This window comes from Pseudoxanthomonas sp. LjRoot206 (assembly GCF_056175725.1).
This window is the reverse complement of the sequence record NZ_JBGFFI010000002.1, coordinates 404291-424090: the sequence shown is the minus strand read 5'-3', so window position 1 is coordinate 424090 and position 19800 is coordinate 404291. Positions and strand designations below refer to the sequence as shown.

The following is a 19800-nucleotide window of genomic DNA, read 5'->3' as shown; positions in this document are numbered from 1 at the left end:
CGATGACGCTGATCCGCCCCCTGCTCGCCTGCCTGCTGCTGTCCTTCGCCTCGCTGATGTCGCCGACCGCCTCGGCCTCGATCACCCAGGACGACCTGCTGCCGGTGGACGAGGCCTTCGTGCTGACCGCCACCGCGCCGGCGCGCGATCGCATCGAGATCCACTGGAAGATCACCGACGGCTACTACCTCTACCGCCATCGCACCGGCGTGGAGGCCGATGCCGGCTTCGCCGCCCAGCCGTTGCAACTGCCCAAGGGCAAGGCGTACCGCGACGAGTTTTTCGGCGACGTCGAGACCTACCGCGGCGAACTGCTCGCCACCCTGCCCGGCCAGCCCGGCGCGTCCACCGACAGCGTCACCCTGAAGATCAAGTACCAGGGCTGCGCCGATGCCGGCATCTGCTACCCGCCGCAGACGCGCACGCTGAAGGTGGCGTTGCCGCCGGCCGAGGACGGCGGCGCCTTCGTACCGCTGGGATCCGGCGCGCTCACCGGCAGCCTGCTGGGCCAGAAACCGCAGGCCGGCATGGACGCGCTGCCGTTGCCAGCGGAACAGGCGTTCGCGTTCGAGGCGATCGCCTTCAACGGCAACGAACTGCTGCTGCGCTTCACGCCGGCACGTGGCTATTACGTCTACCGCGACCGCACCTCGATGGCGCTGGAAGGCGCCAAGGGCGTCGCGCTGCAGGCGCCGCGCTGGCCGAAGGGCAAGGCGCACCGTGACGAGCATTTCGGCGAGGTCACGGTCTATTTCGATCAGGCCGAAGTGCCGGTGCCGCTGCGGCGCGACCGCGCGGATGCCACCCAGGCCACGCTGCGCGTCACCTTCCAGGGCTGCCAGACCGACGGCATCTGCTATCCGCCGATGACGCGGCGGGTGAAGCTGTCCATTCCCGCCGGCACGGTGACGCCGGCCAGCACGCCCGACGTACCCGCACCCGCTGCCGTCGCGCCGCCGCCGACAGACGCGAGGACACCCGCCGGCACGCCGGTCGCGGCGCCGGACGCGGACGCGCCGACGACACCTGCTGCTGCCGAGATCGAACGCACGCGTCCTCCGGAAGACGTGCTGGCGCGCAACCAGCGCGGCGCCACCTCGCTGCTCGTCGCACTCGCGCTGGCACTGGCCGGCGGCCTGATCCTCAACCTGATGCCGTGTGTGCTGCCCATCCTGTCGCTGAAGGCGCTGTCGCTGGCCGAGAGCGGGCAGCACGAAGGCGATGCGCGCCGGCGTGCGCTCTGGTACACCGCCGGCGTGCTGGTCAGCTTCGTCGCGGTCGGCGCGCTCGCCATCGCGCTGCGCGCCGCGGGCCAGGCGCTGGGTTGGGGCTTCCAGCTGCAGCAGCCGTGGATGGTCGGCCTGCTGGCCTATGTGATGTTCGCGGTGGGCCTGAGCCTGTCGGGCGTGTTCGCGGTCGGCCATCGACTGGCCGGCGCCGGGCATGGCCTGGCATCGCGACGCGGCCCCGTGGGCGACTTCTTCACCGGCGTGCTCGCGGTGGTCGTGGCCAGCCCGTGCACGGCGCCGTTCATGGGCGTAGCGCTGGCGTATGCGTTCACCGCGCCCACGCCGCTGGCGCTGCTGGTGTTCGCGGTGCTCGGCCTGGGCCTGGCGTTGCCGTTCCTGCTGATCGGCTTCGTCCCCGCGCTGGCGAACCGCCTGCCGCGCCCAGGCGCATGGATGGACACGCTGAAGCAGGTGCTCGCCTTCCCGATGTACCTGACCGCCGTGTGGCTGCTGTGGGTGCTGGGCAAGCAGCGCGGCATCGACGCGGTCGGCCTGGCGCTGGTCGGGCTGGTGCTACTGGCGCTGGGGCTGTGGTGGTTCCAGCGCGTGCGCTTCGCCGCGTCGCCGCTGCCGCGCGTGCTGGCGCTGGCGCTCGCCGCCACCGCGCTGGTGCCCTTGCTGATGGTGCACCGCTTGCCGGTGGCATCCGCTGCTGCACCGGCGGCGGAGGGCCACGTGGCGTATTCCGCGGAGCGCCTCGCTGCGTTGCGTGCCGAGGGCCGCATCGTCTTCGTCGACATGACCGCCGACTGGTGCGTCACCTGCAAGGCCAACGAAAAGGCCGTGCTGAACACCGCCGCGTTCCGCGACCTGCTCGCCACGCACGACGCGGTGATGATGACGGGCGACTGGACCAACGTGGATCCGGCCATCACCGCCTTCCTCGAACAGCACAAGGCCGTCGGTGTTCCGCTGTACGTGATGTATCCGCGCAACGGCGGCGAAGGCGAGGTGCTGCCCACCGTGCTGACCCACGACACCATGCGCCAGGCGTTCGAACGGGCAGCGCGATGACGATCACCACCCCGCGCATCGTCGCCGTCGCGATCCTCGCCGGCGGCCTTGGCCTGGCGGCGAGTGTCTGGTTCAACGGCAATCCGTTCTGGCGCACGCAGGTGGGCGAACGCGCCCTGCATGCGGCCACGAACGCGACCGCGCCCACGCCGCCCGCCGGCGTCACGCCCGCCGGCATCGGCGATCCGATGCCGCCGATCGCGCTGCCCGGACTGGACGGCGACATCGTCGACCTGCGCACGCGTTACGCCGGCAAACGGTTGCTGATCAATGTGTGGGCGAGCTGGTGCGGCCCCTGCATCGAGGAAATGCCCGAACTGGACCGTTTCGCCGCCTCGCAGGGCGCGGACGGCGTGCAGGTGGTCGGGCTCGCGCTGGATACGCCGGAAGGCGTGCGCGACTTCACCGCGAAGATCCCGGTGCGCTATCCGATCGTGCTGGATACGCCGGGTCCCGCCGACGCCAGCGTCTGGCTGGGCAACGCCAAGGGCGTATTGCCCTACACCGTGTTGGTGGATGCCGACGGCCGCATCGCGCGGCAGAAGATCGGTCCGTTCACGCACGGCGAGATCAGCGGCTGGGCTCGATAAGCCGCAACGTCGGCGAACTAAACGTCAACGCGAGAAAGGTGGCCGCTCTTGCTGTACCCGTCATCGCGCAACGCACCCACGGCGTCGCGATTCCGGCGACACACCCGCCGAAAATCAAACATTCGTTTAAATCATGGCGAACTTCGGCGAACTGGACAGCATCGCCCGCTTCGCGCAGACTGCCGCCCTTCCGCTGGAGAGCCGAATGGCGAAGCTGCTGGTCCTGCATGGCCCCAACCTCAATCTGCTCGGCACCCGCGAGCCGGAGGTCTATGGGCATGCGACGCTGGCGGACATCGACCTGGCGCTGGCTGCGCAGGCGCAGGCCGCCGGCCACCAGTTGGACGCCTTCCAGTCCAATGCCGAGCACGCGCTGGTCGACCGCATCCAGGCCGCCCGCACCGACGGCACCACCTTCATCCTGATCAACCCGGCCGCCTTCACCCACACCTCCGTCGCGATCCGCGACGCGCTGGCGGCGGTGGCCCTGCCCTTCATCGAAATCCACTTGTCCAACCCGCACAGCCGCGAGCCCTTCCGCCACACCAGCTACCTCAGCGACAAGGCGGTGGGCGTGGTCTGCGGCTTCGGCGCCGACAGCTACCGCTACGCGCTGGACGCCGCCCTGCAGCGGCTGCCGGCCTGACTTTCCTCTGTTCCCCCGGAACAACGTTCAACCACGAGGCTCCCATGGATCTCCGCAAAATCAAGAAACTGATCGACCTGCTGGAAGAGTCGAACCTGGCCGAAATCGAGATCAAGGAAGGCGAAGAATCCGTGCGCCTGGCGCGCACCCCGAAGGGCGGCTACGCCGTGCCCGCCGCGCCGGCACCGGTCGCGTATGCGGAGCCGCGCCCGGCCGCACCGATGCCGATGAGCTCGCCGACCGAGGCCTCGACCGGCGGCGCCGCCAAGGCCGGCAACGCCCTGCCCGACGGCCACGTGGTGCGCGCGCCGATGGTCGGCACGTTCTACGCCTCGCCGTCGCCGGACAAGCCGTCGTTCGTCAGCGTCGGCCAGTCGGTGAAGGCCGGCGAGACGCTGGCGATCATCGAAGCGATGAAGATGTTCAACCCCATCGAAGCCGACGTGTCCGGCACCGTGCTGTCGATCCTGGCCGAGAGCGGCCAGCCGATCGAATTCGACCAGCCGCTGTTCGTGATCGGCTGAGGTCCGCGCCATGCTGGACAAAGTCGTCATCGCCAACCGGGGTGAGATCGCGCTGCGCATCCTGCGCGCCTGCCACACCCTCGGCATCCGCACGGTCGCGGTGCATTCCACCGTCGACCGCAACCTCAAGCACGTGGCCATGGCGGACGAATCCGTCTGCATCGGCCCGGCCGCCTCGAAGGACAGCTACCTCAACATCCCGGCGATCATCGCCGCGGCCGAGGTGACCGACGCGCAGGCCATCCATCCCGGCTACGGCTTCCTGTCGGAGAACGCCGACTTCGCCGAGCGCGTGGAACAGTCCGGCTTCATCTTCATCGGCCCGAAGGCGGACACCATCCGCATGATGGGCGACAAGGTGGAAGCGATCCGCGCCATGCAGGCCGCCGGCGTGCCGTGCGTGCCCGGCAGCGGCGGTCCGCTGGGCGACGACATCGTCGCCAACACCAAGATCGCGCGCGAGATCGGCTACCCGGTGATCATCAAGGCCGCGGGCGGCGGCGGCGGCCGCGGCATGCGCGTGGTGCATGTCGAAGGCGCACTGAAGGCCGCCATCGAAATGACCAAGTCGGAAGCCAAGGCCGCGTTCGGCAATGGCGAGGTCTACATGGAGAAGTTCCTGGAGAATCCGCGCCACGTGGAGATCCAGGTACTCGCCGACGGCCAGGGTGGCGCGATCCACCTGGGCGAGCGCGACTGCTCGATGCAGCGCCGCCACCAGAAGGTGGTCGAGGAAGCGCCGGCCCCGGGCATCACCGAGGAACTGCGCAACGAAATCGGCAAGGTCTGCGTGGAAGCCTGCATCCGCATCGGCTACCGCGGCGCGGGCACGTTCGAATTCCTGTTCGAGGACGGCCGCTTCTATTTCATCGAGATGAACACCCGCATCCAGGTGGAGCACCCGGTGACCGAGCGCATCACCGGCATCGACCTGGTCTGCGAGCAGTTGCGCATCGCGGGCGGCCAGAAGCTCAGCATCAAGCAGAGCGACGTCGTACTGCGTGGGCATGCCATCGAGTGCCGCATCAATGCGGAAGACCCGGACACCTTCATGCCGCATCCCGGCCTGATCCAGCACTTCCATCCGCCGGGTGGACCCGGCGTGCGCGTCGACACGCATATCTACGAAGGCTACCGCGTGCCGCCGAACTACGACTCGATGATCGCCAAGCTCATCGTGCACGGTCCGGACCGCGACACCGCGATCGCCCGCATGCGCGTGGCGCTGAGCGAGATGGTCATCGACGGCATCAAGACCAACATCCCGCTGCAGCAGCGCATCATGCGCGACCAGGGCTTCCAGGCCGGCGGCCAGAACATCCACTACCTGGAAAAGCGCCTCGCCGAACGCAAGAACAAGGCGATCTCGCTGGTCTGAGCCAGGCGCGACATCCGGAAAGACGAAGGGCCGGGATGGCGACATCCCGGCCCTTCTGCTTTTTCATCGCGCGACGCGATCGCGAAGCGCGTTACCTGTCCGGCGCCTGCTGCGTGCCCAGGACCGGCGTGGCGCCCAGCGGCGAGGAGGGATCGGTGACCCGTACCACTTCCGACGACCCGTCGGACCACACGATCCTGATCGTGCTGCCGGGCGACAGCGTCGAGAACGGCGTGCCGCTGCGTGCGCGGTAGAGCGCCGCCACCTGTGCGGCACCCAGGCGGCGCGCATCGTCGGGGGCGTGGATGGTCATGTGCCCGACCCGCGAGAGGTCGCGGAAGCCCGGGGCGCGCGTTTCGATGATGATCGTGGCGGCCGCGGCGGCATATGCCACCACCACCAGTCCCCACACCAGGAGGTTCGCTCCCGGCCGTGCGTGCTTGTACTTCATCCGTCCACTCCCGTGTGGGACAGCAAGGTGCCCACCATCTCGTCCACGTTGTCCGCACCCTGGCGTGGGTAACCCGCATCCCGCGCAAAGGTGGTGAAATCCTGCGATTCGTCCTGCGTGCAGATGCCGCCGTTCACGCAGTAATTGGTCATCAGCGTGCCATCGGCACTGCAGTCCATGCCGAGCCGGCACGAGGCGATGCGCCACGCGATCTCACTCAGGTCGCTGCCCGATACCTCGCCCAGCGTCTCTCGCCGCCCGCTGCCCACCGTGCCCATCGCCGGCGCGATGGCGAGGTAGGCGAAGGGATCGCCCGAGTCCAGCACGCGCAGCACCAGGTCGCGACGGTAGTCGTCGCCTTCCTGCAGCGGCTGGTCCATCGCCAGCAGCGAGGCTTCCGCCGCCAGGCTGCCGGCGCGCGCGGCCAGGGTGCGCTGATTGATGAGGGTCGGCAGCGAGAAACCGTCCTGCGGCACGAAGCGCGCACAGCGCTGCTGGATGCGCTGGCGCGCGGACAGCATGGCGTTGCCGTTGGACAGGCCGAGGCCCGCGATGACGCGGGTATCCTGCGCATAGCCGATGGGATCGGCCGCGAACCCGGCGCACTGGTCCTGCACCAGGCTCAGCAGCCACATCGCGTCTGCATCGCCGGCTGCCGCCAGCGCCAGCAATTCGCGCGAGTAGGCGAACAGGTCGGTGCTGTCCTCGAAGCCGCGTCGCAGCGGCGAGAGCGCGGGTACCGTGCGCGCCACCATCGGGCGCAGCGCGGGCTGGGCCGGGGAGGCAGCGAACGATGCGGTTTCAGGCCCGGCAGGCTCGTCGGTGGCCGTCTGCGACGCATGCGGCAGCCAACCCGCCTGGCGCAGCGGTATCCACGCCAGCGCCCCCAGCAGGCCCACCAGCATCATCGGCATCAGCAGCTTCCGGGGCACGCGATCATTATCCCGGCGCCCTCCCCGCCTTTCAACGCAAGACGTGCGCGTTTACGCCCCCGGCCACGTCCTTTCGTCGCCGTCCCGCGGCGGCGGACCGCAGCGCGCGTGAGACAATCCCGGCCCGTTCATTTTCACAACCCCGGCCATGCCTTATCTGGAACTCTCCCTGCGCTGCACCGAAGCCGAGCAGCCGCGCTACGAGAACGCGCTGGAGGACGTGGGCGCACTGTCGGTCACCCTGCTGGACGCCGATGCCGACACCGGCAACGAGCGCGCCATCCTGGAGCCCGGCGTCGGCGAGACGCCGCTGTGGAAAGCACTGGTGCTGACCGCGCTGTTCGACGTGGACGCCGACGCGCTGACGTTGCTGGCGGCGCTGGAGGCCTTCGACCCCGGACTGGACTGGAGCCAGGTCGGCTTCCGCAAGGTCGAGGACGAGGACTGGGAACGCGCGTGGCTGGACCAGTTCAAGCCGATGCGCTTCGGCGCGCGCACCTTCATCGTGCCGTGGAACCACGCGGTACCCGACGAGGCCGGCGATAACGCCGCGATCGTGCGGCTCGATCCTGGTCTGGCCTTCGGCTCCGGCACGCACCCCACCACGGCCCTGTGCCTGCGCTGGCTCGATGCGCTCGCCGGCGAAGGCCAGCTGCAGGGCCAGCGCGTGCTCGATTTCGGTTGTGGTTCCGGCATCCTCGCGCTCGCCGCGCTGAAGCTCGGCGCCGCGCAGGCGGTCGGCGTCGACAACGATCCGCAGGCCTTGCTCGCCAGCGCCGACAATGCGCAGCGCAATGACGTGGGCGCGGACTTCAGCGTGTACCTGCCGGACGACGAGCCGGTGGCGACGTATCCGGTGGTGGTGGCGAACATCCTCGCCTCCGCGCTGGATGCCTTGGCCGAGATCCTCGCCGCACGCGTGGCGCAAGGTGGACGCATCGCGCTGTCCGGCATCCTCAAGGGTCAGGAAGACGATCTGCTCGCCCGCTACGCGACCTGGTTCGACGACCTGTCGGCCACGCAGGACGGCGACTGGATGCGCATCGACGGCATCCGCCGCTGACGGCGCGCGGCGAATTCCGGTCACAACACGCGCGCGGGCGAGCATGGTTGAATAGCCGCCATGGTCATCGCCTGCCCGCATTGCCAGCTCGTCGTCTCCCCTGATCCGCAGGCGGGCACATCGCCCGCCGACTGCCCGCGTTGCGGCAAGCCACTGGTGGTCTCGGACGAAGCGAAGACACCGGCCCCCAGCCTGGCCACCCTGCTGCATGCCGCACCGTCTCCGACGGAACCGGCGCATGTCGAAACGCGGGTCGCCGATGCGGAGACGACCTACATCCCGCCAACCGTGCCGGCGGAGACCGCGATCGCAGCGCAGGCCGACCTCGCAGACGAACCGGCCGCGCCACGCGATGACGCAACGCACGACGAGACCATCGCGGCGACCGACGCGCCATCGCTCGATGCCGCGCCAGCGGTCGCCATCGATGCCGCCCCACCTGCACCACCCCCTGGCCGCAAGGCGAACGGACCCCGCTTCCTCCATCGCACACGCACCACACCGGTGCAGACGCGCCGCGCGCGCCTGCAGTGGGCGACCGTCGTCGCGCTGTCGCTGCTGCTGTGCATCCAGGTCGTGATCGCCGATCGTGCGCGACTCGCGACACAGGCGGGCTGGCGCCCGGTCGTCGCGGGCCTGTGCGGCATCGCCGGCTGCGACGTGCCCACCTGGCGCGAGCCTGCGGCCTTCACCATGCTCAGCCGCGATGTGCGTCCCCTCATCGGACGGCCGGGCACGCTGCAGGCGCAGGCCACGTTCCGCAATGAAGCGCGCTGGGCGCAGGCGTGGCCGGTGATCCTGCTGACATTGAAGGATGCCGATGGCCGCACGCTCGGCGCACGTGCGCTGCAACCCGGCGACTACCTGCCGGAAGGCGAGGCCGCCGAGGCCATCGGGCCGGGCCAGAGCGCGCAGATGGCCGTGCGCATCCGCGAGCCGAGCGCCAGCGTCGTCGCATTTTCCTTCGACTTCCGTTAAGTGCGCCGGTTCATCAAAAAAGCGGATGCGCGCGCCGCGATCAGGCGCTAGACTCGTCCCCCCGCCGAATACCCACAAGCACAAGGCGGGCATCTGCATCCGTAGCGCCCAGGGGATACGATTGAACGCCGCCTCCACCCGCCAGGACACGCCACGCGCCACGTCGCGACCGCCGCTGCGCGAGCATGTCGCGCACTCCGTGCGCCGCTACCTGCGCGACCTGGATGGCTGCGATGCGGACGATGTGTACGAGATCGTCCTGCGTGAAATGGAAATCCCGCTGTTCGTGGAAGTGCTGAACCACTGCGAAGGCAACCAGAGCCGCGCGGCCGCCCTGCTCGGCATCCATCGCGCCACGCTGCGCAAGAAGCTCAAGGACTACGGACTGGCGTAAGCCGCCGGGGGCCGTTGTTGCGGCGCGTTATAATTCGCGCCCCGCTCCGTCCCGCCGTCCCCATGACCCTCGATCTCCAGCCCGTCCGTCGGGCGCTGCTGTCCGTTTCCGACAAGACCGGCCTGCTCGACCTGGCCCGCGCCCTCGCCGCCCGCGATGTCGAACTGCTGTCCACCGGCGGCACCGCGAAGACATTGCGTGACGCCGGCCTGGCCGTGCGCGACGTCGCCGACGTCACCGGCTTCCCGGAAATGATGGACGGTCGCGTCAAGACGCTGCACCCGACGGTGCACGGCGGCCTGCTGGGTCGCGCCGGCACCGACGACGCGGTGATGGCCGAGCACGGCATCGGCGCGATCGACCTGCTGGTGCTGAACCTGTATCCGTTCGAGGCCGTGACGGCCCAGGCCGACTGCACGCTGGCCGACGCGGTGGAGAACATCGACATCGGCGGCCCGGCGATGCTGCGTTCGGCGGCGAAGAACTTCGCCCGCGTCGCGGTCGCCACCGATCCGTCGCAGTACGCCGGCCTCGTCGCCGAGCTCGATGCGAACGACGGCGCGCTGTCGGCGAAGACGCGCTTCGCGCTGTCGGTCGCCGCCTTCAATCGCGTGGCGCAGTACGACGCCGCGATCAGCAACTACCTGTCCGCCGTCACCGACACCTCGTCCGACGTGCCGGTGCGCAGCGCGTTCTCGGCGCAGGCCAACGGCAGCTTCGTCAAGGTCATGGACCTGCGCTACGGCGAGAACCCACACCAGCAGGCCGCGTTCTACCGCGACCTGTATCCCGCGCCCGGCTCGCTGGCCACGTTCCGGCAACTGCAGGGCAAGGAGCTGAGCTACAACAACATCGCCGACAGCGACGCGGCCTGGGAATGCGTGCGCCAGTTCGACGCGCCGGCCTGCGTGATCGTCAAGCACGCCAATCCCTGCGGCGTGGCCGTCGGCGTGGCCTGCGGCGATGCCTACGAGCTCGCCTACGCCACCGACCCGACCAGTGCGTTCGGCGGCATCATCGCGTTCAACCGCACGCTGGATGCAGCGACGGCGAAGGTCATCCTGGACCGCCAGTTCGTCGAGGTGCTGATCGCACCCGACTACGAGCCCGCCGCGCTCGACTACGCGACGAAGAAGGCCAACGTGCGCATCCTGCAGATCCCGATGGCGCCCGCGTCGCCGGGCTTCATCGACACCAAGCGCATCGGCTCGGGCCTGCTGCTGCAGACCGCGGACGACCGCGTGGTCACGCGCGACGAGCTGAAGGTGGTGACGAAACTCGCCCCGACCGACGCGCAGTTCACCGACCTGCTGTTCGCGTGGAAGGTGGCGAAGTTCGTCAAGTCCAACGCCATCGTCTATGCGAAGGACCACCGCACCATCGGCGTCGGCGCCGGCCAGATGAGCCGCGTGTATTCGGCGCGCATCGCCGGCATCAAGGCCGCCGATGCGGACCTGGTCGTCGACGGTTCGGTGATGGCCAGCGACGCCTTCTTCCCGTTCCGCGACGGCATCGACGCCGCGGCGGCGGCCGGCATCAAGGCGGTGATCCAGCCGGGCGGCTCGATGCGCGACAGCGAAGTGATCGCGGCCGCGGACGAGCATGGCATCGCGATGGTGTTCACCGGCGTGCGGCACTTCCGCCACTGAGGCATCCGTCAACGGCTTTCACTACGGACATCGATGACCATGACGTACGTACGCCATTTTTCGTTGACCACGGTGATGCTCGCGGGCGCGCTGGTGCTCGCCGGCTGCCGCAATACCCCTGAGGGTCTGCAGCAGGCGCGCGACGCGATGGCCACCGGGCTTCCCGCGCCGTACTTCGAAGACCTGACCACCGAATCGGCGACGATCGATGGCGATCGCCTGGTGCTGCTGGTCCGCAGTCCGGAGGGCGACGCCGGTAAGACACGGACATCGCCCGACTTCGCTTCGCTGCAATCCAGCGAAGCGCGCGAGCTGCGCGAGCTGTGCACCCATGACGCGATCAAGCCCCTGGTCAAGACGGATGCCGTGCTGGTACGTCGTTTCGTCGACCGCAACGACACGCTTTTCTTCGAAGTCGAACTGCCGGCACGCGAGTGCCTGAACCTGCCGGACGATGCCCCGGCCACACCATGAGGAACGCCCCTTGAAAGTCCTGGTCATCGGTTCCGGCGGTCGCGAGCACGCGCTGGCGTGGAAGCTGGCGCAGTCGCCGCGCGTGGACGAAGTGATCGTGGCGCCCGGCAACGCCGGCACCGCGACGGAAGCCGGTTGCCGCAATGTCGCGGTCAAGGTCACCGACATCGAGGGCCTGCTCGCGCTGGTACAAGCCGAAGGCATCGGCCTGACCGTGGTCGGCCCCGAGGTTCCGCTGGTGGCGGGCGTGGTGGATCGTTTCCGCCTCGCCGGCCATCGCATCTTCGGACCTACCGCCGCCGCCGCCCAGCTCGAAGGCAGCAAGGCCTTCGCGAAGGATTTTCTCGCCCGCCACGGCATTCCGACCGCGTTCTACGCCGTGCACACCGACCTGGACGCCGCGCTGACGTACCTCCGCGAGAAGGGCGCGCCGATCGTCGTCAAGGCCGATGGCCTGGCAGCAGGCAAGGGCGTGATCGTGGCGATGACCTTGCAGGAAGCGGAAGACGCCGTGCGCGACATGCTGTCGGGCAATGCGTTCGGCGATGCCGGCGCGCGCGTGGTGATCGAGGAGTTCCTGGAAGGCGAGGAAGCCAGCTTCATCTCGATGGTGGATGGCACCACCGCGCTGCCGATGGCGACCAGCCAGGACCACAAGCGCGTCGGCGACGGCGACACCGGTCCCAACACCGGCGGCATGGGCGCGTATTCGCCGGCACCGGTGGTGACGCCCGACGTGCATGCCCGCGTGATGCGCGAGGTGGTGAACCCGACCGTGCAGGGCATGATCGCCGACGGCGTGCCGTTCACCGGCTTTCTCTATGCCGGCCTGATGATCGATGCCGACGGCGCGCCGAGGGTCATCGAATTCAACGTGCGCTTTGGCGATCCGGAGACGCAACCGGTGATGCTGCGCCTGCAGTCCGACCTGGTCGACCTGGTCGAAGCCGCCATCGACGGACGCCTCGCCACCACCGAGGCAGCCTGGGATCCGCGCCCCTCGCTGGGCGTGGTGATGGCCGCCGCACCGTACCCGGAAACGCCGGTCACAGGCGACGCCATCGTTGGGCTGGACGACGTGCCCGCGACGGCCAAGGTTTTCCATGCCGGTACGGCGCTGGACGCGAATGGCCAGGTGATCAGCGCGGGCGGCCGCGTGCTGTGCGTGGCCGCGCTCGGCGAGACCGTATCGGACGCGCAGCGCCACGCCTACGCCGGCGTGGACAAGGTGCGCTGGACCCACGAGTTCCACCGCACCGATATCGGCTGGCGCGCGATCGCGCGCGAGCGCGCGGACGCCTGATCGGCTACGACGCCTGCCTGAAGCTCGCCGCGTGTTCGCGCGGCGCGCTGCGCAGGTACTGCGGCGCGATGCCGACCTGCGCCCCGAGTGTGGTGGCGGCATGCCATGGCCAGCGCGGGTCGTAGAGAATTCCACGCGCCAGCGCGACCGCATCCGCCTGCCCGCCCTGCAGGATGTCCTCGGCCTGCTGCGGCTCGGTGATCAGGCCCACCGCGATCACCGGCATCGCCACCTCGCGCTTGATGGCGTCTGCGAACGGCACCTGGTATCCGGGCGCGAGCGCGATCGTCTGCGCCGGGTGCAGGCCGCCGCTCGACACATCGATGAAATGGCAGCCGCGCGCATCGAGCGCCTTCGCCAGCGCGATGCTCTGCCCAAGATCCCACCCGCCCTCGACCCAGTCGGTGGCGGAAATGCGGATGCCGACCGCCATCGAGTCCGGCACGACGGCCTTCACCGCATCGAACACCTGCAGCACCAGCCGCATGCGGTTCTCCAGCGTTCCACCATAGGCATCGTCGCGCTGGTTGCTCAGCGGCGACAGGAACTGGTGCAGCAGGTAACCGTGCGCGGCGTGGATCTCGATCAGGTCCAAGCCCAGTCGCACGGCACGGCGAGCACTGTCGGCGAACGCGGCGATCACCGCGTCGATGCCGGCCTGGTCCAGCGCCAGCGGCGCATGCTGGTCGTCGCTGTACGGCAATGACGACGCCGACACCGTCTGCCAGCCATGCACGGCGTCCGGCGCGATCTGCGCGCCGTGGCCGTCCCAGGGGCGGTGCGTGGACGCCTTGCGTCCGGCGTGCGCGAGCTGCACGCCGATCGGCATGGAAGAGTAGCGCCGGGTGGCCGCCAGCGCGCTCGCGAAGGCCGCCTCGGTCGTGTCGTCCCACAGGCCGAGATCGGCCCAGCTGATGCGACCGCGCGGTTCCACCGCGGTCGCTTCGATGATCGCCAGTCCGGCGCCGGACTGCGCGAGATTCGGCCAATGGAAGGCATGCCAGTCGGTCGCGCTGCCTTCTTCGGACGAGTACTGGCACATCGGTGCGATGACGATGCGGTTGGACAGCGACAACGGCCCCACTGCGAGGGGCGAGAACAGACGACTCATGGAGAAGGAAAGACCATACGACGTGGGGAGCGCCACTATCCCCCTGCCCCGGCCCTCCATCAACGCCGCCTGCGGAACACTGTCGGGCATGCCTGCTGGCATCGCCATCGCGATTTGCTAGGCTGCGCGCAACCCACGGAGGGCGCATGTCCAGCCACAGCCAGTTCTCGCTGCTGACACAACGGCGGTTCCTGCCGTACTTCACCGTCCAGGCGCTCGGCGCCTTCAACGACAACGTCTATCGGCAGGCCATCATCGGTCTGCTGATCTTCCTCGGCGCCAGCACCGACGAGCGGGCGCTGTACGCCATCATCGCGCCGGCCATCTTCATCCTGCCGTACTTCCTCTTCTCGGCCATCGCCGGACAGATCGCGGAGAAGCTGGAGAAGCAGCGGTTGATCGTGATCACCACGACGATGGAAATCGTGATCATGTCGCTGGCGGCGGTCGGCTTCCTGCTGCAGAACATGCCCGTGCTGCTGGTCGCGCTGTTCTGCACCGGCGTGCAGTCGACGCTGTTCGGACCGGTCAAGTATTCGGTGCTGCCGTCGATACTCAAGCCCGAGGAGCTGACCGGTGGCAACGGCCTGGTCGAGATGGGCACGTCGATCTCGATCCTGTGCGGCATGATCGCCGGCGGCATGATCTTCCAGGTGGCCGGCGCGCATGGCCCGCAGGCCGCCGCGATCGCCATCGTGCTGCTCGCCGTGCTGGGCAACGTGCTGTCGCGGCTGATCCCGCGCATGGATGCCGGCGCACCCGACCTGAAGATCAACTGGAATCCGATCCCCGAGTCGCTGGTGGTACTGCACATGGCCAAACAGCAACTGGCCGTGCGCAACGCCATTCTCGGCGTGTCCTGGTTCTGGTTCTTCGGCACGCTGCTGACCTCGCAGTTGCCCACGTATGCCGAGTTGCATCTCGGCGCACCAGGCGATTCGGCGACGCTGTACGTGGCGGCGCTCGCGTTGTTCTCCATCGGCACCGGCGTCGGCTCGCTGCTGTGCGAGAAGCTGTCCGGTCGCACCGTCGAGATCGGCCTGGTGCCGGTCGGCGCGTTCGGCATGACCGCGTTCCTGCTGGACCTCTACTTCGCCCGCCCCGGCCTCGCGCCGACGGTGGGGCTGGACCTGGTGCAGTTCGTGCAACAGCCAGGCAGCGTGCGCATCATCATCGACCTGGTCGGCATCGGCCTGTTCACCGGCATCTTCGTGGTGCCGCTGTTTGCGCTGATCCAGAGCCGCACGCGTACGTCCGAGATGGCGCGTGTGTTTGCCGCGCTGAACATCCAGAACTCCGGCTTCATCGTGCTGGCGGCGATCGCCGGCCTCGTCCTGCAGCGCTTCCTCGGATGGAGCAGCCCGCAGATGTTCCTGGCGCTGGCCATCGCCAATGCCGTGGTCGCGATCTGGATCTTCACGATCGTGCCCGAGTTCCTGATGCGCTTCCTGAGCTGGCTGCTGGTGCGCGGCCTGTACCGGCTGCGGCTGCACGGCATCGAGAAGCACGTGCCCGACGAAGGGCCGGCGCTGATCGTCTGCAACCATGTCAGCTACATGGATGCGCTGATCCTGTCGGCGACGATCCCGCGCCCGGTGCGCTTCGTCATGTACTACAAGATCTTCAACATCCCGGTGATGAGCTGGATCTTCCGCACCGCCAAGGCCATCCCGATCGCCGGCGCCAAGGAGGATCCCGCGTTGATGCAGCGTGCGTTCGAGGAAATCGACGCGGCGCTGGCGGCGGGCGAGATCGTCGGCATCTTCCCGGAAGGCGCGCTGACGAAGGACGGCGAGATCGCCGCCTTCAAGTCCGGTGTAGAGAAGATCCTGGAAACGCGACCTGTTCCCGTAGTACCGATGGCGTTGAAGGGCATGTGGGCCAGCATGTGGAGCCGGCGCGACACACGCCTGGGCCGCATGCGGGTCCCGCGTCGCTTCCGTGCGCACATCGACGTCGTTGCGGGCGAACCGATGGACGGCGCCGCGGTGGATGCGGAGCAATTGGAAGCACGCGTGAGGGCATTGCGTGGCGACAGCGCGTGAGGCCAGGCGACAGCGACCGGCTCGGCTGACGCGTGTTTTTTTTGCACGGGGCTCTGGCACTATGGGGCCCCTTGACCGGCGTGCGCGCCGATTCGAACGACCACCCCGAGGAGTAGAGACCGCATGAGCGCCGTACCCCCTGTGACACCGCCACCCGTCGCACCCGCGTCTCCGATCCCGAGCTACCTGCCCTGGTCGATCACGGCCACCGTGCTGAGCTTCCTGTCGTGCTGCATCGTCTGCTACACGTTCCCCGGCATCATCACCGGCGTCGTGGCCATCGTCTTCTCGACGAAGGTCAACACGCTGCTGCGGCAGGGCGATATCAACGGTGCGCTGCAGGCCTCCAGGAACGCCAAGATCTGGACCTGGGTGACCGCCGGCATCTTCGTCGCGGCCATCCTCGTGTTCTTCATCTCGCTGGCCATGATGGGCGGCATCGAGGGCTACATGGAGCGCATCCACGAGGTCCAGCGGCAGTTCGAAGCCGCGCAGTGACACTCGCCGGGCGCTCCTTGCTCTGGCTGGGTTCTGTCGCGGCCATCCTGGTGGTCGCGGCAGGCGTCTGGGCGCTCCGCACGTTCGATCCCAATGCGGCGGGAAATCCCTTCCCGCCCTGCATGTTCCACCTGTTGACCGGCTACTTCTGCGCGGGGTGCGGCATCACCCGCGCACTGCACGCATTGGTCCACGGCGACCTGATGGCCGCGCTTCGCTTCAACGTGCTCGCGGTGGGCTTGCTCGCGCTGTCGCCATTCGCCGTGCTGTGGCACACCGGCTGGCGCCCCCGCATCCTCGAGCCGGTCGCACGATCCATGGGGCATCCTGCGCCCTGGCTGGTACTGCTCTCCGCCTACTGGATCCTGCGCAACCTGCCGTGGCCGCCTTTCAGCTGGCTCGCGCCGGGCTGACGCTGCGCCGGCTCAGCTGACCCAGCCGCCGATCACGAACACGGCGAGCAATGCCAGCCACAGCAACAGGATGCGCCAGACCAGGCTCATCGCGTCGCGCAACTCGGGCAGGTCGCGCATGGCCTGCACCATTCCTTCCTCCGCGTACTCCTCGGCTTCTTCCGCCAGCTCGCCGCGCACGCTGGCACGCGCGGCATGCGCGAGGAAGCCGGTGTCGAGGCGGAAGCGCGCACCGCCGGCATCGCGCCACGCGGTGAAGACGGTATCGAAGTTGCCGACGAGCGCCATCGCCAGCGTCATCAGCTGGGCGACCGGCCACTCCAGCGCAGCCCTCAGCGCCCGCGCACCGGCGCGGTTCTGCTCGGGCAGGTCCGGCGTCGTGCTGCCCTGCATGGACAGCCGGTACAGGATCGCGCCGACGGGACCGAGCAGCAGGAACCAGAACAGCACACCGAACCAGCGACGCAAGGCGTTGGTGAACACGGCCTCGACCAGCGCAGGACCATCCAGCGCCGCCGTCTCGCCGGCGAGCCCGAGCCGCGCGATCGCCGCGCGACGGGACGGCGTGTCGTGCGCGTCGACGACGGCTTCGACATCCACGTCGAGGTCGCGGGGACCCCACGCGTACACGAGTACGGCGATATCGAACAGCAGGCCCACCAGCCCGTAGACCGGCCCGTCGAGCAGCCACTGCAGCAACGCAACGACCACCAGCACGGGCGCCAGCGCCAACGCGATGGCGAAGCGTCCGCGCCCGGCCTCGCCCGTGACCTCGCCCAGCCAGTGCAGCCACGCCGTGTACCAGCCGTACTGTCGGAACGACGCGACCAGCGCGGGCGCGACGTGGCCGAGCACCAGTGCAAGGACGACGGCAACGAGCGTGATCGACATGCGGCTCCTCCGGCCCGGATTCTAGCGCGGGGCCGTTAAAGCCCGGTCTCGGCGGGCATCGCCGCCGGACGCGCACGCATGCCGGCATGCCAGTGTTCGATCAGGGCGCGTGCGATGGAAATGGAAGGCGACAGCAGCAGACCCTCGCGGTCATCGTCGCCCTCGCGCGCAAGCGCCGCATCGATCTCGTCGAACGAGAACCAGCGCGCGTCCTCCAGTTCGCCGTCGACCTGCGGCACGTCGGGTTCGGCCTCGGCGCAGAATCCCAGCATCAAGGCGCCGGGGAACGGCCACGGCTGCGCACCGAGGTAGCGGCATCCACGCACGCGCACCTGCGTTTCCTCCAGCACTTCACGCGCGACGGTCTGCTCGAGCGTCTCGCCTGGCTCCACGAATCCGGCGACCACGGAGTAACGGCGCGGCGGCCATGAGGCCTGGCGGCCCAGCAGCAGCCGTTCGCCATCGCTGACGGCGACGATCACCGCGGGATCGACACGCGGATAGTGGTCCTTGCCGCACTGAGTGCAATGCGCGGTGTAGCCGGCGCGGCGGAACGTGATGTCGCCGCCACAGGCGCTGCAGAAGCGCGTGGACGATTGCCAGTGCAACAGCGCGCGCGCCATCGCGAACACGCCGGACTCGAACGCGGGCCAGGTCGCGGCGGCACGACGCAGGTCCCGCCATGCCGTCGCCTGCACGGCATGGTGGCGCGCATGTGCGGCAAACCAGGCCGCGCCCTCCCGCACGCCGAGGAACAGGCTGGCGCCGGGGCCGCCGCCCAGCGATGCGCCTTCAGTGGTCAGCAGTGCGCCATCGGCCTGCGCGAGCGCACGGCCTTCGTCATCGAGGATCAGCACGCGCGCGGACGGCCACAATCGCGCGAGCGCGTCGGCGTCGTCGCGCAGCGCATCGGCACGGTCCAGCGTGTCGCCCGCGAAGGCGAAGCCGGAAAGCGGCGCCGAAAGGGAAACGGGACCTGTCACGGAACGCGGCAGGCCGGAGGTCACATGCTGAAACTGCTGCCGCAGCCGCAGGTGGTCTTGGCGTTCGGGTTGCGGATGACGAACTGTGCGCCCTGTAGGCTCTCGCTGTAGTCGACTTCCGCGCCCATCAGGTACTGCAGGCTCAACGGATCGACCAGCAACGACACGCCATCGGTATCGACGGCCACGTCGTCTTCGGCCCGGTTCTCGTCGAACTCGAAGCCGTACTGGAACCCGGAGCATCCGCCGCCCTGGATGTAGACGCGCAGCGCCAGCGAGTCGCTGCCTTCTTCCTGGATCAGTTCACGCACCTTCGCGGCCGCGGCGACCGTAAAGTTCAGTGGCCGGTCGATGGACTGGTAGTCCGGCGCGGCGGGCGCGGTGGGCAGGGAAACGACGGTGGTCATGGCGAAAGGATGGGGGTTGGTGGAGGGCAGTTCAAGTTCAGCGCGTGCCGGCGCCCTCGCCGGCCCCTTCCTTCGCGGTGGCCTGCGTCCACGGGAACGACTGTTCCACGGCGGCTCCGTTCTGCGGCACGACGCGGGCGATGACGCGGACCGGCTTGAAGCCCGGGGGCAGCAGCAGATCGCCCTCGACCTGCTGGAAATACTTGAACGAGTACGGCACGCCCGGCGCATTGGGCTGCTGGCGCAGGTCGGCCCAGCCCAGCCGCCGCAGCTTGCCGGCCTCGGTGCCTTCCACCGACACCAGCAGGCGGCCGGCATTCACCGCGCCGCGATTGAGGTTCTGGGTAAGCGTGGCGGTGAAATGCCAGGCCTGTTCATCCTGCGGCTGCAGGGTCAGCTCGTGCACCGACAGGCCGCGGCGCTGCGCGGTGGCGCCGACGAAGCGCTCGTAGAAGGCGACATCGGCGCGCAGGCCGGCGATTTCCTCGTCGCGCTCGGACAGGGTCGCCTGCAGGTCGCGGTTGGCGTCGCGGCTGATCTGGTCGGAGCGGGACAGCGTGGCCACCTGCTGTTCCAGCGATTCGACGCGCTGCTGCTGGCCACGCAGCTGGGCGGGCGTGGGACCGTCGCCCGGGCTTGCCGCCGTCGCACGCCACAACGCCCAGCCCCCGGCAACCAGGAGGACGACCAGCGCGACGACGGCGATGACGGGCCCCTTGCGGAAACGGGGCGGCGGTACCGTCGGCGGGAGGGGTCTGGCGTTCATG

Annotated in this window: 21 protein-coding genes; 14 read left to right on the top strand and 7 right to left on the bottom strand. The window is 68.9% G+C overall.

Features of this window, described 5'->3' with window-relative positions:
- The first annotated feature begins 2 nt into the window (after positions 1-2).
- The 5 genes from AC04MD_RS06610 to accC all read left to right on the top strand — a co-directional run bounded on the left by AC04MD_RS06610 (position 3) and on the right by accC (position 5441).
- Positions 3-2303: a protein-disulfide reductase DsbD family protein gene (locus AC04MD_RS06610; protein ID WP_475496499.1), complete on the top strand. Its 2301-nt coding sequence runs from the start codon at positions 3-5 to the stop codon at positions 2301-2303.
- Positions 2300-2893, top strand: coding sequence for a TlpA family protein disulfide reductase (locus AC04MD_RS06605; RefSeq protein ID WP_475496498.1), 594 nt, complete (start codon positions 2300-2302; stop codon positions 2891-2893). Before AC04MD_RS06610 ends, AC04MD_RS06605 begins: the two co-directional genes overlap by 4 nt.
- A gap of 205 nt (positions 2894-3098) precedes the next feature.
- Complete coding sequence (aroQ, locus tag AC04MD_RS06600) at positions 3099-3539, top strand: type II 3-dehydroquinate dehydratase (RefSeq protein ID WP_475496968.1); 441 nt, start codon at positions 3099-3101, stop codon at positions 3537-3539.
- 44 nt (positions 3540-3583) lie between these two features.
- Entirely contained in the window at positions 3584-4063 is a 480-nt protein-coding gene (accB, locus tag AC04MD_RS06595; protein ID WP_475496497.1) for an acetyl-CoA carboxylase biotin carboxyl carrier protein, read from the top strand.
- A gap of 10 nt (positions 4064-4073) precedes the next feature.
- Complete coding sequence (gene accC / locus AC04MD_RS06590) at positions 4074-5441, top strand: acetyl-CoA carboxylase biotin carboxylase subunit (RefSeq protein ID WP_475496496.1); 1368 nt, start codon at positions 4074-4076, stop codon at positions 5439-5441.
- A gap of 91 nt (positions 5442-5532) precedes the next feature.
- Here the strand turns inward: accC and AC04MD_RS06585 are convergent, their stop codons facing one another.
- Together AC04MD_RS06585 and AC04MD_RS06580 are read right to left on the bottom strand one after the other, a co-directional pair.
- Entirely contained in the window at positions 5533-5892 is a 360-nt protein-coding gene (locus AC04MD_RS06585; RefSeq protein ID WP_475496495.1) for a hypothetical protein, read from the bottom strand.
- The gene (locus tag AC04MD_RS06580) at positions 5889-6824 is read right to left on the bottom strand and encodes a hypothetical protein (protein WP_475496494.1); all 936 of its coding nucleotides are present in this window, start codon (positions 6822-6824) and stop codon (positions 5889-5891) included. The genes AC04MD_RS06585 and AC04MD_RS06580 overlap by 4 nt, the downstream gene beginning before the upstream one ends.
- Positions 6825-6972: 148 nt before the next feature.
- Between AC04MD_RS06580 and prmA the strand changes: the two genes are divergently transcribed.
- From prmA to purD, 6 genes are all read left to right on the top strand, one after another.
- Positions 6973-7887, top strand: coding sequence for a 50S ribosomal protein L11 methyltransferase (gene prmA / locus AC04MD_RS06575; RefSeq protein WP_475496493.1), 915 nt, complete (start codon positions 6973-6975; stop codon positions 7885-7887).
- Positions 7888-7947: 60 nt separating this feature from the next.
- Complete coding sequence (locus tag AC04MD_RS06570) at positions 7948-8865, top strand: DUF3426 domain-containing protein (protein WP_475496492.1); 918 nt, start codon at positions 7948-7950, stop codon at positions 8863-8865.
- 121 nt (positions 8866-8986) lie between these two features.
- Positions 8987-9259, top strand: coding sequence for a DNA-binding transcriptional regulator Fis (gene fis / locus AC04MD_RS06565; protein ID WP_475496491.1), 273 nt, complete (start codon positions 8987-8989; stop codon positions 9257-9259).
- Between the two features lie 62 nt (positions 9260-9321).
- Positions 9322-10908 carry a bifunctional phosphoribosylaminoimidazolecarboxamide formyltransferase/IMP cyclohydrolase gene (gene purH / locus AC04MD_RS06560; RefSeq protein ID WP_475496490.1) on the top strand — a complete coding sequence of 529 codons (1587 nt, stop codon included), beginning with the start codon at positions 9322-9324 and terminating at the stop codon, positions 10906-10908.
- Between the two features lie 39 nt (positions 10909-10947).
- Entirely contained in the window at positions 10948-11382 is a 435-nt protein-coding gene (locus AC04MD_RS06555) for a hypothetical protein (RefSeq protein WP_475496489.1), read from the top strand.
- A 10-nt stretch (positions 11383-11392) separates the two neighbouring features.
- Entirely contained in the window at positions 11393-12685 is a 1293-nt protein-coding gene (gene purD, locus AC04MD_RS06550) for a phosphoribosylamine--glycine ligase (RefSeq protein ID WP_475496488.1), read from the top strand.
- A 4-nt stretch (positions 12686-12689) separates the two neighbouring features.
- Here the strand turns inward: purD and AC04MD_RS06545 are convergent, their stop codons facing one another.
- Positions 12690-13796: an NADH:flavin oxidoreductase/NADH oxidase gene (locus AC04MD_RS06545; protein ID WP_475496487.1), complete on the bottom strand. Its 1107-nt coding sequence runs from the start codon at positions 13794-13796 to the stop codon at positions 12690-12692.
- Positions 13797-13942: 146 nt separating this feature from the next.
- Between AC04MD_RS06545 and AC04MD_RS06540 the strand changes: the two genes are divergently transcribed.
- The 3 genes from AC04MD_RS06540 to AC04MD_RS06530 all read left to right on the top strand — a co-directional run bounded on the left by AC04MD_RS06540 (position 13943) and on the right by AC04MD_RS06530 (position 16752).
- Complete coding sequence (locus AC04MD_RS06540) at positions 13943-15841, top strand: MFS transporter (RefSeq protein WP_475496486.1); 1899 nt, start codon at positions 13943-13945, stop codon at positions 15839-15841.
- A 123-nt stretch (positions 15842-15964) separates the two neighbouring features.
- Positions 15965-16339 carry a CD225/dispanin family protein gene (locus AC04MD_RS06535; RefSeq protein WP_475496485.1) on the top strand — a complete coding sequence of 125 codons (375 nt, stop codon included), beginning with the start codon at positions 15965-15967 and terminating at the stop codon, positions 16337-16339.
- Entirely contained in the window at positions 16336-16752 is a 417-nt protein-coding gene (locus AC04MD_RS06530) for a DUF2752 domain-containing protein (RefSeq protein ID WP_475496484.1), read from the top strand. Before AC04MD_RS06535 ends, AC04MD_RS06530 begins: the two co-directional genes overlap by 4 nt.
- Before the next feature lie 12 nt (positions 16753-16764).
- Here AC04MD_RS06530 and AC04MD_RS06525 read toward each other — a convergent pair whose 3' ends face one another.
- The 4 genes from AC04MD_RS06525 to AC04MD_RS06510 are packed head-to-tail and all read right to left on the bottom strand — an operon-like array spanning position 16765 to position 19799.
- Positions 16765-17643 carry a hypothetical protein gene (locus AC04MD_RS06525; RefSeq protein WP_475496483.1) on the bottom strand — a complete coding sequence of 293 codons (879 nt, stop codon included), beginning with the start codon at positions 17641-17643 and terminating at the stop codon, positions 16765-16767.
- 35 nt (positions 17644-17678) lie between these two features.
- On the bottom strand, positions 17679-18626 hold the full coding sequence (gene nudC / locus AC04MD_RS06520) for an NAD(+) diphosphatase (protein ID WP_475496482.1): 948 nt from the start codon (positions 18624-18626) through the stop codon (positions 17679-17681).
- 20 nt (positions 18627-18646) lie between these two features.
- On the bottom strand, positions 18647-19033 hold the full coding sequence (gene erpA, locus AC04MD_RS06515; RefSeq protein WP_475496481.1) for an iron-sulfur cluster insertion protein ErpA: 387 nt from the start codon (positions 19031-19033) through the stop codon (positions 18647-18649).
- A 37-nt stretch (positions 19034-19070) separates the two neighbouring features.
- On the bottom strand, positions 19071-19799 hold the full coding sequence (locus tag AC04MD_RS06510; RefSeq protein ID WP_475496480.1) for a DUF6776 family protein: 729 nt from the start codon (positions 19797-19799) through the stop codon (positions 19071-19073).
- Position 19800: the final 1 nt, after the last annotated feature.